Genomic DNA, 15,229 nt, shown 5'->3' with positions numbered 1-15,229 from the left:
CACACCACCGTCGGACGCCCGCTAATTTCAACGACTTAATCGAAAGAATCTGATGATGAATTCACTTTCCTGTACCCGTGATCATGGCATTTACCGCGCTAGGCAAGCGGCTATTGCCGCCGTACTGATCTCTCTGATGGTACTCATCCGTGGCCACCATTTCCCCCTTTTGCGCAACATCGTTCCCGGTGCTTCTTGGGCCGTGTTCTTCTTGGCAGGCATGTACCTGAATGCACCCCTGGCCCTGGCCGGCTTTCTCGGCTTGGCGGTCGGGCTGGACTACGCGGCGATCGAGTGGGGCGGTACCAGCGCTTTCTGCGTTTCCCCAGCCTACATCGCCCTACTGCCGGCCTATGCCAGCCTCTGGCTGGCAGGGCGCGGCTATCGGCTGGGGTGGGGCCTGGAACGCATTGCGCATTTCCCCCTGGCGTTTTGCGGCCTGCTCGGCACCCTGGTTTGCGACGTCATTTCCAGTGGTAGCTTCTATCTCTATTCCGGGCATTTTTCCAACCCCAACTGGAGTGAGTATCTGGCCCGCAGCACCCAGTATCTTCCCCGCTGTCTGGTGGCCATGGGCCTCTGGTTGAGCCTGGCGACCCTCATTCACAGCTTGTTGCTGGTACGCCGTCGCAACCCTGTCCATCACTGAGATTCAAGTCATGAACGAGAGTCATAACGAAGCACGCAATCAGCGTCACAGCGCCCGCATGCAGCGCAAAAAAGCGTTAGTGGATCAGCATATCGCCGAAGCCCAGACCGAGCGTGGCGTGCTGGTGGTTAACACCGGCAATGGCAAGGGCAAGTCCTCCTCCGCCTTTGGCGTGGTGGCCAGGGCACTGGGCCACGGCATGAAAGTCGCGGTGATTCAGTTCATCAAGGGCCGCTCCGACACGGGGGAGGAGGCCTTCTTCCGAGGTTTTCCCGATCTGGTGAGCTGGCATGTGATGGGAGATGGCTTCACCTGGGACACCCAAGACCGGGACAAGGACGAGGCTCGAGCCCAGGAAGCCTGGAACCTTGCCGCCCGCTATCTGGCGGATCCCGCCTATGGCCTGGTAGTGCTGGACGAATTCACCTATCCCCTCAAGTACGGCTGGCAACCTCTGGCGCCGGTGCTGGAGACACTTGCTGCACGCCCCCCCCTACAACATGTGATCATCACTGGCCGGGCGGCGCCGCCAGACTTGATCGCCGCAGCGGATACGGTAAGTGAAATCAATCAGGTGAAACATTCCTTCGCTGCTGGGGTTAAGGCCATGCCCGGACTGGAGTGGTAATGAAAACCCTGAGCCAATGCCCCGCCCTCCTCATCGCTGCCCCCTCTTCGGGTCAAGGCAAGACTTTGGTTACCGGCGCCCTGGCCCGCCATCATCGGCGGCTAGGTCGGCAAGTACGCGTCTTCAAATGCGGCCCCGACTTCCTTGATCCCCAAATACTGACTGTCGCCTGTGGTGCCCCGGTCTATAACCTGGATTTGGGCATGGGAGGCGAGGCGGATGTGGCATCGCACCTTGCCAGTGCGGCACAGGATGCTGACCTGATCCTGGTGGAAGGAGTAATGGGACTCTTCGATGGCAGGCCCTCAGCCGCTGATATTGCCTGTAGATTCAAGATTCCCGTGCTCGGCCTGATTGATGCCTCAGCCATGGCACAAACCTTTGGTGCCATGGCCCATGGACTGGCCAGCTACCGACCCGAGTTACCCTTTGCCGGTGTACTGGCAAACAGGGTCGGCAGCCCCCATCACGCCGAACTACTGCGCAATAGCTTGCCCCCCGGTATAGCGTGGTTCGGCGCACTGACAAGGGATGATGCCGTCGCCCTGCCCGAACGCCATTTGGGTTTGTGGCAGGCGGATGAGATCGACGACCTGGAAATACGTTTGGACCTACTGGCGGACCAGATCGCCAATACCACCAGCGCCGATCTACCACCCAAAGTTGAATTCCCGAGCATTCAGGGCGATGACATACCGCCTTTACTGGCCGGGCGCACCATTGCCATTGCACGGGATGCCGCCTTCAGCTTCATCTACCCGGCCAACCTGGATGCGTTACGCCGTTTGGGTGCAACCCTTTGTTTTTTTTCACCTCTAGCGGGTGATCCTTTGCCCTCTTGTGATGCCCTTTGGCTGCCCGGCGGTTATCCGGAACTTCATGCGCCGGCCTTAGCCCGTCGCCATGACCTCTGGCAGCAGCTCACCGCTCACCACGCGGAGGGGAAACCACTCCTGGCTGAATGCGGTGGCATGATGAGCTTATTTGAAAGCCTTGTAGATCAAGAAAATAACTGCCATCCACTTGCCGGATTGCTACCTGGAAGTTGTGTCATGGGTTCACGCTTAGCCGGACTGGGGCTACAACAAGTCAATCTGCCGGAGGGGACTTTGCGCGGACACACGTTCCACTACTCCCGCTGCGAAACGCCCTTGAAGCCCTATGTACAGGCACACGACCCCGATGGGAAAACAGGTGAAGCAATTTACCGACTCCGCCGCCTTACCGCATCGTATGTACACTTCTACTTCCCATCAAACCCAGTAACGACGGCGCTACTCTTCCTTCCACTTGCATAGCTGAGCATTCTCTTACGCCGCCAGGCTTTTGGGTTCCGTGACTTCCAGGTAGAGGGTGGTGCGGAGGCAGGGTAATCCCCCCATTTCTACTCTAATTGCCGGGGGGATTACCCATGTTCATGGCCTCACAGTTCAAATGCCCAAATCCTTCGAGGTTTTTATGCGCCGATGCGTCACGTACTGGGGAGCATCCCCTGTGTGACGTTTGTCTTCATCAACCAGCGTGCTACGCAGATCAAGGTCCTCAAATGGAGGGGGCAGCGGCTGGAGCAAGGACAATTCTTGTCTGACTGGTGCCAAGTGGTGACAATGGAAGTGCCATGCATACGGCAGGGGGTTACTTTCTTAGGCGATTGATTCCAAATAAGGCCGCCTCGATGAAGGGGCGAATGTGGTTCTCATCTAAATTGTTTCCCGTAAAGAAAATACGGTTAACAATAGGCCCCATAACAACATCGGCCGCTGCATCGAGATTTAAATCTGGTGGAAGTTCATTTCGGGCAACGGACCTTTCTAAGACATCCATCAATGGCTGTCTTCGTGCCTTAAAAACAGGTGCCATCCTTTTGGCAAGTGCAGCGTCATGTGCTCTCTCGCCACCGATGGCAGCGAGAACTAGAGCTAATGGAGTTGAATTCAAAGAGTGCACAAAGTCCTTGAGTAGTTCTTCAAGATCATCAATGAGGCTTCCAGTATCCGGGGATTTTAAGGTTGGCAGTTCTTCAAACGCATCCATAACCAACGGCAACTTGGAAGGCCACCGTCTGTAAATTGTGGCCTTACCAACACCGGCCTTTGTCGCAACTCCAGAGATGGTGAGCCGTTCGTAGCCGATATCTGCGAGTAACTCTAGAGTTGCACTAAGAATGGCGCGATGAGCGTCATCGCTTCTCGGACGCCCTGGGGCTGCGTGACTTTTTCGCGACTTAGCCTTATTTCGTGAATTTGATTGGAGTGTGGCCTTCAGCATGCGTTTGATCTCCATCGTGTAGATCGATTCAGTGGGCAACATAAATCCCTTTCGCTTTTATCACACATTAGGGTGACCAGATCGAGCCCACCCTTATACGATATCAACAGTATCGTAAATAGTAAATCCATGTAGAGCGCGATGCTGCTTTCATATGGTGAAAAGTGTTAAATATCATGACTGTGTTGCACATATTGTGCATGGTTGACAATCTCAATACCAGGCTTGTAGTATAACAATACGCAACGCCTCGTATTGTTTATTGTAACGCACATGATTTTCAGGTGAGCGGCCGCCGAGTTAATTGGACAACTTGCGAGGCGGATGGGCCGGGTTGTTGGCTCGAAATATCGCTAAAGCGTCGACTGCCTTTGTTCCCCGGAGACTGTCGCGCCAAACGCAAAACCCGGGGAAAACTAAACAGGAGCAGCTCGTTATGTCTCAAGAATACTTTTTCACTTCCGAATCGGTTTCCGAAGGCCACCCGGACAAGGTCGCCGACCAGATTTCGGATGCCATCCTCGACGCCATCCTGACCCAGGACCGCCATGCCCGGGTTGCGGCAGAAACCCTGACCAACACTGGTCTGGTAGTGCTGGCCGGGGAGATCACCACCCACGCCAACGTCGATTACATCCAGGTCGCCCGGGACACCATCAAGGAAATCGGCTACGACAACACCGAATCCGGCATCGACTACAAAGGCTGCGCCGTTTTGGTGGCCTACGACAAGCAGTCCCCCGACATCGCTCAGGGCGTGAATAAAGCCTACGACGACAACCTGGACCAAGGTGCCGGCGATCAGGGCCTGATGTTCGGCTATGCCTGTGACGAGACCGACACCCTGATGCCCCTCCCTATCCACCTGTCCCATCGCCTGGTGGAGCGCCAGTCCCAACTACGCAAGAACGGCCGGCTTTCCTGGCTGCGCCCGGACGCTAAATCCCAGGTTACGGTACGCTATAAGGATGGCAAGGCCGATGCCATCGACACCGTGGTGCTGTCCACCCAGCACTCTGCGGACATTAGCCTTGATGACATTCGGGAAGCGGTGATCGAGGACATCATCAAGCCAGTGCTGCCCAAGGAACTGATCAAGGGCGAGATCAAGTATCTGGTGAATCCCACCGGCCGTTTCGTGGTGGGCGGCCCCCAGGGGGATTGCGGCCTCACGGGACGCAAGATTATCGTGGACACTTACGGTGGCGCGGCCCCCCACGGCGGAGGTGCCTTCTCGGGCAAGGACCCCTCCAAGGTGGACCGTTCCGGCGCCTATGCCGGCCGTTATATCGCGAAGAACATCGTCGCCGCGGGCCTGGCCAGCCGGTGCCTGGTCCAGGTGTCCTACGCCATCGGTGTTTCCCAGCCCACCAGCGTCTGGGTCACTACCTACGGCACAGGCAAGATTTCCGACGAGAAGATCGCCGATCTGGTGAGAAGGCACTTCGACCTGCGTCCCAAAGGCATCGTCAACATGCTTGACCTGCTGCGCCCCATCTACAAGAAGACAGCGGCTTACGGCCACTTTGGTCGCGAAAATGCTGGACTACCTTGGGAACTGACAGATAAGGCTGCCGCGTTGAGGGCGGATGCGGGTTTGTAGCATTGCATTAAGAAGCTTGTTATTCCGAGAGGCGCTGCAGCAGCTATTCCTATCTGGGAAGAACTGTCAGGCTCGGAACGACAAGTTGTAAGAAACGGCGCCTGTTCAACTCAATTTGAACGGAGACCATTATGAGTGTAAGTGCTGTATTGAAATCTGCCCCTGACTACGCTATTGCCGACCTGGGCCTGGCCGACTGGGGCCACAAGGAAATCCGCATCGCGGAAACCGAGATGCCCGGCCTGATGGCCATCCGCGAGGAATTCGCCAAGAGCCAGCCCTTGAAGGGCGCTCGCATCACCGGGTCGCTGCACATGACCATTCAGACCGCGGTTCTGATCGAGACCCTGGTGGCCCTCGGCGCTCAGGTGCGCTGGGCTTCCTGCAACATTTTCTCGACCCAGGATCACGCCGCCGCAGCCATCGCCAAGGACGGCATCGCCGTCTTCGCCGTCAAGGGCGAGAGCCTCACCGACTACTGGGACTACACCCACCGCATCTTCGAGTGGTCCGATGGCGGCCATTCCAACATGATCCTCGACGACGGCGGCGACGCCACCCTGCTGCTGCACCTGGGTGCCCGGGCCGAGCAGGACATCGCGGTGCTGGCCAAGCCCGGCTCCGAAGAGGAGACCATTCTCTTCGCCAGCATCAAGGCCAAGCTGGCCAGCGACAAGGCCTGGTATTCCACCCGCCTGGCGAAGATCAAGGGCGTCACCGAGGAAACCACCACCGGCGTCCATCGCCTGTACCAGATGCATCAGCGGGGCGAGCTCAAGTTCCCCGCCATCAACGTCAACGACTCGGTGACCAAGTCCAAGTTCGACAACCTCTACGGCTGCCGCGAATCCCTGGTGGACGGCATCAAGCGCGCCACCGACGTGATGATCGCCGGCAAAATCGCCGTGGTCTGCGGCTACGGCGATGTGGGCAAGGGCTCGGCCCAGGCCCTGCGCGCCCTCTCCGCCCAGGTCTGGGTCACCGAGATCGACCCGATCTGCGCCCTCCAGGCCGCCATGGAAGGCTATCGCGTGGTCACCATGGAATACGCCGCCGACAAGGCCGACATTTTCGTCACCACCACCGGCAACTTCCACGTCATCACCCATGAGCACATGGTGAAGATGAAGAACAACGCCATCGTCTGCAACATCGGCCACTTCGACAACGAAATCGATGTCGCTTCCCTGGAAAAGTACCAGTGGGAAGAAATCAAACCCCAGGTGGACCACGTCATCTTCCCTGATGGCAAGCGCATCATCCTGCTGGCCAAGGGGCGACTGGTGAACCTCGGTTGCGGCACCGGCCATCCGTCCTATGTGATGTCCTCCAGCTTCGCCAACCAGACCATCGCCCAGATCGAGTTGTTCACCAAGACCGCCGCGTATCCGGTGGGCGTGTATACCCTGCCCAAGCATCTGGACGAAAAGGTGGCCCGCCTGCAGTTGAAGACGCTCAACGTGCAACTCACCGAGCTGACCGATCAGCAGGCAGCCTACATCGGGGTGCCCAAGGAAGGCCCCTACAAGGCCGACCACTACCGCTATTAATGCTTTTCATGAATGAATAGTCATGACTAAGCAAATTTCATTCGAGTTTTTCCCTCCACAAACTCTAGAAGGTATGGAGAAGTTGAGGAAGACGTGGGAGGCACTGGAAAGCCTGAATCCAACATATTTTTCAGTGACATTTGGTGCTGGTGGATCAACTCGTGACCGGACCCTGGAAACGGTATTGCAAATACAGCGCTCTGGATTAAGTGCGGCGCCGCATTTGTCATGCATTGGGGCAACGCGAGATAGTCTCGGAAATATGCTGGAGGACTACAGAAGTGCAGGAGTAAGTCGCATCGTTGCCTTACGAGGCGATTTGCCTTCTGGATTTGTTGCGCCAGGTGAGTTTCGCCATGCGTCAGAACTGATTCAGTTCATCCGGCATGAAACTGGTGACTTCTTCCATCTGGTAGTCGCCGGATATCCTGAGGTTCATCCAGAATCGAAGTCCAACCGAGACGATATTGAAAATTTTGTTCGAAAGGTAGAAGCTGGTGCCGACTCTGTAATAACGCAATATTTCTACAACGTAGATGCCTACATACAATTTGTTGACCAGGTTCGATCACGGGGTGTCCATATTCCTATTGTCCCCGGCATCATGCCCATATCTAACTTCGAAAAAATCGTCAGATTTTCTGATGCATGTGGCGCGGAGCTACCGCGCTGGATGCGCAAGCGCTTCGATGATTTTGAGAATGATGCAGAGTCAGTAAAAGCATATGGTTTAGACCTCGTGTCGGACTTATGTAGGCGTTTGTTGGAGAGTGGCGCTCCGGGCTTGCATTTTTACACCCTCAACCAGTCACCGTTGGTGGCAGAAATTTGCCGTCGTATTGGGGTGGCTTGATCTCCAGAAGGCGGCAACCCCGCCTTCTGGAAATTCCAAGAAAACGGCAATAGGTCATTTGTATATCTGAAATACATCTTTAGCCAGTTGTTATTGGCCATTGGAGCATATTGATATGGCACGTAGGCGGAAAGAAGAGGCAGACCAAACCCGCTCCCGAATTCTTGAGGCGGCTGAACGAGTATTTTTGGCGCGTGGCGTCAGCCTGGCAAGTATGGATGAGATAGCAAGAAACGCCGGTGTTACCCGGGGCGCGATTTACTGGCATTTCACTGGCAAGCGAGATATTTTGAATGTGCTCTGCATGGAGCTTCGCATATGGCTACTGCAGGTTAAAGATGACCTAGCCGTACAACTTGATCTGCACGAGCCGCTAAATGCTGTAGCGCTTGTATTGAAGAAGTCGGTCGCGGATCTTGAGAATCATCAGAAGATTCGGAAGGCGCTAAAAATTATCCTCACTTGCTCCGAGTATCAGGAAGATTGCGGGCCAATCTGGAATGAGCTTCAGAATACCCAAAACGAACTACACCGCATGACAGCACTTGCTTACCACCAAGCCGCTTTACAGAATGCTTTGAAAGCTGAACTAGTTCCAGAACGGGCAGCGCAAGACACCCGCATTTTTATAGAGGGGTTAGTGAGTTTGATGGTGATGACGTCATTTGTTGGAAATGCTTCACAATTGATTGACTACCACATCGATTTGAGAAGAAAGGTCCCGGCAAGTGTCTGCAATTCTGATAACACTGGGGCAACATCAAAAGAGCAGCAATCACTTCATTCCATTAGAGCCCTTGAGCATGTTGGCGAGTGGTTATAAAAATTGCGAAATTAGCTACAGCAGATGAATCTTAATTTCTGGGCAATCGTTTTAATGTCCCGTTTATTCTAATAAGACCGTTTTCATGTTTTCCGACGAAAACCACCAGGTAAAAAATACCCTTGCAGGCATAGGATTCCCGCAAGAGAGAGCCCTGTCGCAAGCAACTGCGAATGCTGCCGCTGAAGCATTAATCCGGCAAGGATTCCACCAAGTAGTGGAACATTTCACTGTCCAGAGCCTCCACCTGTCCAGCGACACCCGCAAACTGAACGCCATCATCGACACGGCCCGCCAGGGCCATCGCCTGAGCCGGGAGGAGGCCCTGGCCCTGGCCGACTGCCAGGACCTGCCCGCCCTTGCGACAGCGGCGGAAGCCCTGACCCTGGAAGGCTTCGGCCGCATCGTCACCTATTCGCGCAAGGTCTTCATTCCGCTGACCCAGTTGTGCCGGGATGTCTGCCACTACTGCACCTTCGCCCAGGCGCCCCGGGAACTGGCCAGCCCCTACCTCAGTCCCGAGGAAGTCCTGGCCATCGCCCGGGCCGGCGCCACCGCGGGCTGCAAGGAAGCCCTGTTCACCCTGGGCGACAAGCCCGAGCTGCGCTACGGTGCCGCCCGTCGTGCCCTGGACGAGATGGGCTACGCCAGCACCCTGGACTATCTGGAAGCCATGGCCCGCCTGGTATTCGAGGAGACGGGCCTCTTGCCCCACCTCAACCCGGGAATCATGAGCGCCGAGGAAATGGCCCGGCTGCGCAAGGTCTCCTTCTCCATGGGCATCATGCTGGAATCGGCCTCGCCCCGCCTGTGCGAAAAGGGCATGCCCCACCATGGCTCCCCCGACAAGGACCCGGCAGTGCGCCTGGCCTGCCTGCGCACCGCCGGGGAACTGGCGGTGCCCTTCACCAGCGGCATCCTGATCGGTATCGGCGAAACCCGGGCCGAGCGCATTGAATCCCTCTTGGCCCTGCGGGACCTGAACGACGAATTCGGCCACATCCAGGAAGTCATCATCCAGAACTTCCGGGCCAAGCCCGACACCAAGATGGCGGATGCCCCGGAGCCCTCCCTGGACGAACATCTATGGACCCTGGCCGTGGCCCGCCTGATCTTCGGTTCGGCCATGTCGCTCCAGGCGCCCCCCAACCTCCAGCGCGACGGCCTGGCAGCCCTGGTGGGTGCCGGGGTCAATGACTGGGGCGGCGTCTCCCCGGTAACTCCCGACCACGTGAATCCGGAGGCCCCCTGGCCCCACCTGGTGGAACTGGCCGCCGAGACCACGGCGGCGGGACGCCACCTGGCGGAACGCCTGGCCCTGGCGCCGGCCCACGCACTGCAGGCGGCGCGCTGGGTGGATGCCGCCCTGATGCCGGCCCTGCTGGCCCGCATCGACATTTTTGGTCGTGCCCGCACCGATAGTTGGCACGCTGGCGCCGGACACCCCATGCCGGTCCATGCCGCCGCCTGGGTGGATCCGGAGCGTCCCATTGCGCCCCATCCCGAGATCGCCGCCATCATCGACAAGGCACGGGCCGGGGCCGATCTCTCCGAGGCCGAGATCGTCGCCCTGTTCGACTCCGAAGGCGACGACTTCCGCGCCGTGCTGCGGGCCGCCGATCAGTTGCGAGCCGAAGTGGTGGGGGACGGCGTCTCCTTCGTGGTGAACCGCAATATCAACTACACCAACATCTGCTCCTACCGCTGCAATTTCTGCGCCTTCGCCAAGGGTCGGGCCACCCCGGAACTGCGGGGCCCGGCCTACCGACTGGACCCGGCCCAGGTGGCCGACATCGCCGAAGAAGCCTGGAACAAGGGCGCCACCGAGGTCTGCATGCAGGGCGGCATTCATCCCGAGTACACCGGCCACACCTACCGGGAGATCATCGAGGCGGTGAAGGCCCGGGTGCCGGACATGCATCTGCACGCCTTCTCGCCCCTGGAGATCCATCAGGGGGCCAGCACCCTGGGCATGGGCCTCCACGACTACCTGCGCATGCTGAAGGAGGCCGGCCTGTCCACCCTGCCCGGCACCGCTGCCGAGATCCTGGACGACGAGGTGCGGGCGATCATCTGCCACGACAAGCTCAGCACCCAGGAATGGCTGGAAGTGGTGCGGGCCGCCCACGAGGTGGGTATCAAGACCACCGCCACCATCATGTACGGCCATGTGGACCGGGCCGAGCACTGGGCCCGCCACCTGCTGCACATCCGCAACCTGCAGAAGGAGACCGGCGGCTTCACCGAATTCGTGCCCCTGGCCTTCGTGCATATGGAAGCGCCCATGGGCCGCCGAGGCAAGTCCCGGGCCGGCCCCACCCTCAAGGAATCCCTGCTGATGCACGCCGTGGCCCGGCTGGCCCTGCACCCGCTGATCCCCAACATCCAGACCTCCTGGGTCAAGATGGGGGGGCAGGGAGCAGCCCTGTGCCTCCAGGCCGGCGCCAACGACCTGGGCGGCGTGCTGATGTACGAATCCATCACCCGCTCCGCCGGCGGCACCCATGGTCAGGAGCTCTCGGCCCAGGCACTGGAGAAGCTGGCCCGCAGCATCGGCCGACGGCCCTGGCGAAGGACCACCCTCTACCAGAAATTCATGGAATCTATGAATCGGGTAGCATAGTCATCGGGTAAAACCCTGCCAGCCGTTTATTACGGCTGGCAGGGTTTTGTCGCGTAAGGCCTCAAATCAGCCAGTCGGCGATTTTCTCGTTCTCAGCATTACGCTTGACATCTCCATCTCAAGCCTCCCTCAATTGACGCAGCTCCTCGGCGTCGAGCCGGATTGCACAAGCCGCGATGCTTTCCCGCAGCTGGGCGAGAGAACTGCAACCGATGATGGGCACCGTCGCCAAGGGCTGGGAGGTCAGGTAGGCCAGCACGATATCATTGACCGAGGCACCGAGACGGATGGCGATGGCCTTCAGCGCGTCCACCTTGCGCAGATTGGCATCGTGGTAATAGAGGGCGGCCACATCCGGGGAAATGGCCTCCTTGGTCGTACTGGTCGCCAGCTTGCTGAAAATGCCCCGGCTCTGCCCGGAGTAGGGAACCATGGTCATGCCAGCCTGGTGAAGCACCTGGTAGCCGTCCTCGTAGTAGCCCCCTGGCGCGTAGGTCATCATGGCTGCACGGTTCGGTTCGGCCAGGCCCCACATGGGCTGGCAGGCGACAAAGCCCCCATGACCCAGGCTGGCCGCGTATTGCTGGGCCTCCAGGATGCGGTCCACGCTCCAGTTGGAGCAGCCGAAGTGGCGGATGCGGCCCGCCTGCTGGTGGCCGATCAGCGCATCGACGATGTCCTTCACCGGGCGGCTCTGGTCGTCCCGGTGCAGCCAGTAGAGATCGATGAAACCGACTCCCAGCAGTTCCAGGCTGCCCGCCAGGTCGGCCGCTAGATGATCCGGGGTCACCCGCGGCGCGTAGTCGCCCTTGCGGTAGTCGAACTCACAACCCTTGGTGGCCAGCACATAGCCGGCGCGGGGTTTTCCTTTCAGCAACTCGCCCAGGGTGCGCTCACTGGCGGCGTTGGGAATGCCGGGAATCCAGTCGCCGTAGGAATGAGCGGTGTCGATGAAATTGCCGCCGCCGGCAAGGAAGGTCTCCAGAATCTCGCCCGCCTTGTCTAGGAGCTGCGCGGTACCGAACATGTTGGTGCCCAGGCAGAGCTGGCTGACATTGAGGTCCGTATTGGCAAGAGATAGTTTCTTGAGCATGGCTGATCCTTTTGTCGGTAAAGCCTGAAAAAGCCCACAGGAATCCGAGGGCCGAAAAATATACAGCCGACCTGCTACCCGGAAACGGTCGACAAGATTCAGTCGTTACATAACAGGCGAGCCGGTTGTGTGGAAATTACTTTGCGCGTTGTTTGGTGATGAAGTCGTCGAGTGTCTTTTTCAAACACCGCCCGCGCGAATAATCGTGGTTGAGAAGCTCAGCAGGCGTTAAGCGCCACCAATTTTAAAAACTTGGACATCAATTCACTCTGCTGCTCTATGTGGACAGGATCTGGAAAGATGCAGTCGACTGGACAAACCTCTAAGCACTGCGGTTCGTCAAAGTGCCCTACACACTCTGTGCACTTGGCCGAATCAATAATGTAAATATCATTACCCTGGTAAATTGCATGATTAGGACATTCACTCTCGCAAACATCGCAGTTGATGCATTCATCATTAATCATCAAAGACATAGTAAAGCCTCGAAGTTTGGACTGGGATTGACTAATCCAACATCTCGTCACTGAGCCGGATAAATCTTTACTCGTGCGGCGCATTCCGCCTGGAGAGTAGATGGCCCCATATATTTCAGACCATGGCCTAGCAGACTGTTGAAATGGCCTGGTCCGTGCCCCTTGGCCACCGCGGCGTCGGTGATGTGGCCCCAGCAACCGATGGTACCCAGCACCTCGGGGTGGATGGTCTCGGTACATTTCAGAGTCCCCTCGATGCGGCCGTGGGGGGATTCGACGCAGACCCGCTGGCCGTCCTCCAGCTTCTTTTTCCGTGCTGTGGCGGAATTGATCAGGATGCGGGAAAAATACGGATCGCGTTCAGCAGCTTCCAACAACCAGACATTCGTGGCGGGTACAGTTCCCGCACCAACGCCTCCCATGGCAGTTCTCCAATTCATTACGTAAAGGTCGAATTCCGGCGGTTCACTCTCCAGAACGCTGGGAAACCAGAACGGTAAAGGCGCATATTCGAAAAATACCCGCTCAGGATCCAGGCCCGGCGCCTTGGCAAAGACGTCATTGCTCTCCATGTTGCGCCGCAGATCATCACCTACCTGCTTGAACCAGTTGGAATAGAGAGGAATGCGGTGGCCGCCGAAGCAGCTCGGTGCGTAGCGTTTGACCACCGGCTTAGTACGTAAATTGTGACCCTGCTGCCAGATCAGGGTTTCCTCCTTGGGTGCAACAACCCTCACAAAGGTCTCCACATATTCCTTGGCACTCCGATAGATATGTCCAATATCATTGACGTGCTCCTGTCCCTCTGGTGGTCCCCCAAGCGTTTGTAGCATGCTTAAAAACGAACTGAAGCCCAACGGGCCCGTCATGAAGCCCAGGCGACTGGCAAGTTCAATATAGATATCGGCACTATGTCGGACCCCATAGAGGGGTTCCACCACCGGTTGCTGAATCTGAACCCCTTCATCCTCCACGGACCACATGCCTTCCCAACCATAACGCTCCAAGTAGGTGACATCCGGTAAAACCAAGTCGGCAAATAACGCCGTCTCGTCCACATAGAGTGTGATGTCCACCACATAGGGTATGGCCTTCAAACCGGCTATCGCGGACTTAGGATTCTGACCGGTAAGAACAGGGTTTCCGGCCTCAAAGATCAACATTTCTATGGGGGTGCTACTGTAAAGTTCAGGATGTGCTTGAGTTTCATATGCTAAAAGTCCAGCATCGAACGCCATTGGGAAAAACTCCTGGATAGTCGTCAGCTTGGGAGGAAAGTTAAATGGTATCGGCTGAAATGGTGTAGCAATCAGGCCATCTGGTCCTGGTAGGGTAGTGGCTGGCATCTCATGCATCATGGTGCCGATCCAGGCCCGGGCGCCGCCCACGGCGCGGGTGGAGCCGATCAGTACGTTGATCAGCTCCATCGCCCAGGAGGTGTGGAGCGCGTTGGTGTGGGTGCTGAGACCACGGTAGCCGGACACCGAGGCCGGACGGTAGGGATAGGTCTTGCCGTCGATCTCGATGGTCTCGCCGATGTGCGCGGCCTGGCCCAGTTCGTTGGCCAGGCGGCGGATGGTGGCGGCTGCCACGCTGGTGATGGGCTCGGCCCACTCGGGCGTGTATTGCTTCAGGTGGTCATGGAGCAACTGGAAGCCGGGGCGGCCCTCCCCCACAAGTGTCTGGAAGACACCCAGCAGGGCCGCCTGATCCGCCTGATCACCGTTGACGGCGGGATCGTCGTATTCCAGGGCCTGGCCGGATGCCAGGTCCCAGACCAGAGGCTTGCTGCTGTCGGCATGGCGTAATGGATAGCCGTCGCCACCGATCAGATAGCCGGCATTGGTATGCACTCGCAGGTAGTGGGCGTCGTAAATCTTCGCCTCATGCAGCAACACGTGCATCATGGCCAGCAGCAGGGCGCCGTCCGTGGCCGGACGGATCGGCACCCATTCGTCGGCCATGGCGGCGGCGCGGCTCTGCTGGGGGTCCACCACCACCATCTTGAACTTCTCGCGGCCCTTGGCGTCGCCCATGATGCGACCGTAGGCCACCGCGCCCTGGTAGGCCTCGCCGATGGCGGCGCCGACGATCATCGCGTACTCGGCATATTCCAGGTCGGGGTGGGTGTTCATCGAGTTGTGGATCATCTCCCCCGCCGTGTGGGCGCCATTGCCGCACATGTGGCCCATGGCGCTGAACAGGATCTTGGATGAATTCACCGTGCCAAACGACATGCCAAAAGCGTTGTTCCAGTGCCAAGAGTGGGGGTTGAAGCCACCCATGGCTAGGAGGTTGGGATCCTTCTCGCGGATCGCCCGCAGCTTCTGCTCCAGGATGTCCACCGCCGCGTCCCAGGTGATCTCCTCCCAGCCGGGATCCACATCCAGCCCCTTCTCCGGATTGGTCCGGCGCAGCGGCACCTTCAGCCGCTTGGGATCGTAGAGCCGCATGGCCCCGGCATTGCCCTTGGGGCAGAGGCGGCCGCGGGTGGCCGGCGTGGTCGGGTTGCCCTCGATCTTGACCAGCACGCCATCCTTGACGTGGGCCAGAATCGGACAACCGTGGTAGCACATGCTGCAGTGGGAGGGTACCCATTGGTCAGCAGGTGTGGAAGTGGTGGCGTCGACGTGGGACATGAATAAAACCTCGATTGGTTTGGG

The 15,229-nt window shown here is 58.2% G+C and carries 12 protein-coding genes and 1 riboswitch; of the genes, 8 read left to right on the top strand and 4 right to left on the bottom strand.

The features are described from left to right. Window positions 1-136: 136 nt before the first annotated feature. Genes B9N43_RS10415 through B9N43_RS10405 form a run of 3 tightly spaced genes read left to right on the top strand, consistent with a single transcriptional unit; the run spans window position 137 to window position 2,575 of the window. On the top strand, window positions 137-649 hold the full coding sequence (locus tag B9N43_RS10415; protein WP_145842139.1) for a hypothetical protein: 513 nt from the start codon (window positions 137-139) through the stop codon (window positions 647-649). A gap of 10 nt (window positions 650-659) precedes the next feature. Beyond that, a complete protein-coding gene (cobO, locus tag B9N43_RS10410; protein WP_145842138.1) occupies window positions 660-1,277 on the top strand; it encodes a cob(I)yrinic acid a,c-diamide adenosyltransferase in 618 nt (205 codons plus the stop codon). After that, the gene (locus tag B9N43_RS10405; RefSeq protein ID WP_145842137.1) at window positions 1,277-2,575 is read left to right on the top strand and encodes a cobyrinate a,c-diamide synthase; all 1,299 of its coding nucleotides are present in this window, start codon (window positions 1,277-1,279) and stop codon (window positions 2,573-2,575) included. Before cobO ends, B9N43_RS10405 begins: the two co-directional genes overlap by 1 nt. Before the next feature lie 337 nt (window positions 2,576-2,912). Here B9N43_RS10405 and B9N43_RS10400 read toward each other — a convergent pair whose 3' ends face one another. Then, on the bottom strand, window positions 2,913-3,545 hold the full coding sequence (locus B9N43_RS10400; RefSeq protein ID WP_186453773.1) for a TetR/AcrR family transcriptional regulator: 633 nt from the start codon (window positions 3,543-3,545) through the stop codon (window positions 2,913-2,915). 436 nt (window positions 3,546-3,981) lie between these two features. Between B9N43_RS10400 and metK the strand changes: the two genes are divergently transcribed. From metK to cofH, 5 genes are all read left to right on the top strand, one after another. Continuing rightward, window positions 3,982-5,148 carry a methionine adenosyltransferase gene (gene metK / locus B9N43_RS10395; RefSeq protein ID WP_145842135.1) on the top strand — a complete coding sequence of 389 codons (1,167 nt, stop codon included), beginning with the start codon at window positions 3,982-3,984 and terminating at the stop codon, window positions 5,146-5,148. Window positions 5,149-5,168: 20 nt separating this feature from the next. Continuing rightward, window positions 5,169-5,258: riboswitch (S-adenosyl-L-homocysteine riboswitch) on the top strand. Between the two features lie 21 nt (window positions 5,259-5,279). Beyond that, window positions 5,280-6,698 carry an adenosylhomocysteinase gene (ahcY, locus tag B9N43_RS10390; RefSeq protein ID WP_145842134.1) on the top strand — a complete coding sequence of 473 codons (1,419 nt, stop codon included), beginning with the start codon at window positions 5,280-5,282 and terminating at the stop codon, window positions 6,696-6,698. A gap of 22 nt (window positions 6,699-6,720) precedes the next feature. Next, entirely contained in the window at window positions 6,721-7,551 is an 831-nt protein-coding gene (gene metF / locus B9N43_RS10385) for a methylenetetrahydrofolate reductase [NAD(P)H] (RefSeq protein WP_145842133.1), read from the top strand. Window positions 7,552-7,666: 115 nt separating this feature from the next. Further along, complete coding sequence (locus B9N43_RS17695) at window positions 7,667-8,374, top strand: TetR family transcriptional regulator (RefSeq protein WP_145842132.1); 708 nt, start codon at window positions 7,667-7,669, stop codon at window positions 8,372-8,374. A 217-nt stretch (window positions 8,375-8,591) separates the two neighbouring features. After that, window positions 8,592-10,997 carry a 5-amino-6-(D-ribitylamino)uracil--L-tyrosine 4-hydroxyphenyl transferase CofH gene (cofH, locus tag B9N43_RS10375; protein WP_222428708.1) on the top strand — a complete coding sequence of 802 codons (2,406 nt, stop codon included), beginning with the start codon at window positions 8,592-8,594 and terminating at the stop codon, window positions 10,995-10,997. A 118-nt stretch (window positions 10,998-11,115) separates the two neighbouring features. Here the strand turns inward: cofH and B9N43_RS10370 are convergent, their stop codons facing one another. The 3 genes from B9N43_RS10370 to B9N43_RS10360 all read right to left on the bottom strand — a co-directional run bounded on the left by B9N43_RS10370 (window position 11,116) and on the right by B9N43_RS10360 (window position 15,205). After that, window positions 11,116-12,090: an aldo/keto reductase gene (locus B9N43_RS10370; protein WP_145842130.1), complete on the bottom strand. Its 975-nt coding sequence runs from the start codon at window positions 12,088-12,090 to the stop codon at window positions 11,116-11,118. A 218-nt stretch (window positions 12,091-12,308) separates the two neighbouring features. After that, complete coding sequence (locus tag B9N43_RS10365) at window positions 12,309-12,566, bottom strand: YfhL family 4Fe-4S dicluster ferredoxin (RefSeq protein ID WP_145842129.1); 258 nt, start codon at window positions 12,564-12,566, stop codon at window positions 12,309-12,311. Window positions 12,567-12,613: 47 nt separating this feature from the next. Next, window positions 12,614-15,205 (bottom strand): molybdopterin-dependent oxidoreductase, encoded by a 2,592-nt coding sequence (locus tag B9N43_RS10360; protein WP_145842128.1) that lies wholly within the window; start codon window positions 15,203-15,205, stop codon window positions 12,614-12,616. Window positions 15,206-15,229: the final 24 nt, after the last annotated feature.

It is taken from the genome of Denitratisoma sp. DHT3, assembly GCF_007833355.1.
Taxonomy (GTDB): Bacteria; Pseudomonadota; Gammaproteobacteria; order Burkholderiales; family Rhodocyclaceae; genus Denitratisoma.
Note: the sequence above shows the minus strand (reverse complement) of the source record. Positions and strands in the feature narration are given on the sequence as shown.

Excerpts from the sequence above, each read along its gene's own strand:
- B9N43_RS10415 (WP_145842139.1), top strand. The coding sequence starts at position 137 with ATGGTACTCATCCGTGGCCACCATTTCCCCCTTTTGCGCAACATCGTT.
- cobO (WP_145842138.1), top strand. The coding sequence starts at position 660 with ATGAACGAGAGTCATAACGAAGCACGCAATCAGCGTCACAGCGCCCGC.
- B9N43_RS10405 (WP_145842137.1), top strand. The coding sequence starts at position 1,277 with ATGAAAACCCTGAGCCAATGCCCCGCCCTCCTCATCGCTGCCCCCTCT.
- B9N43_RS10400 (WP_186453773.1), bottom strand. The coding sequence starts at position 3,545 with ATGCTGAAGGCCACACTCCAATCAAATTCACGAAATAAGGCTAAGTCG.
- metK (WP_145842135.1), top strand. The coding sequence starts at position 3,982 with ATGTCTCAAGAATACTTTTTCACTTCCGAATCGGTTTCCGAAGGCCAC.
- ahcY (WP_145842134.1), top strand. The coding sequence starts at position 5,280 with ATGAGTGTAAGTGCTGTATTGAAATCTGCCCCTGACTACGCTATTGCC.
- metF (WP_145842133.1), top strand. The coding sequence starts at position 6,721 with ATGACTAAGCAAATTTCATTCGAGTTTTTCCCTCCACAAACTCTAGAA.
- B9N43_RS17695 (WP_145842132.1), top strand. The coding sequence starts at position 7,667 with ATGGCACGTAGGCGGAAAGAAGAGGCAGACCAAACCCGCTCCCGAATT.
- B9N43_RS10370 (WP_145842130.1), bottom strand. The coding sequence starts at position 12,090 with ATGCTCAAGAAACTATCTCTTGCCAATACGGACCTCAATGTCAGCCAG.
- B9N43_RS10365 (WP_145842129.1), bottom strand. The coding sequence starts at position 12,566 with ATGTCTTTGATGATTAATGATGAATGCATCAACTGCGATGTTTGCGAG.
- B9N43_RS10360 (WP_145842128.1), bottom strand. The coding sequence starts at position 15,205 with ATGTCCCACGTCGACGCCACCACTTCCACACCTGCTGACCAATGGGTA.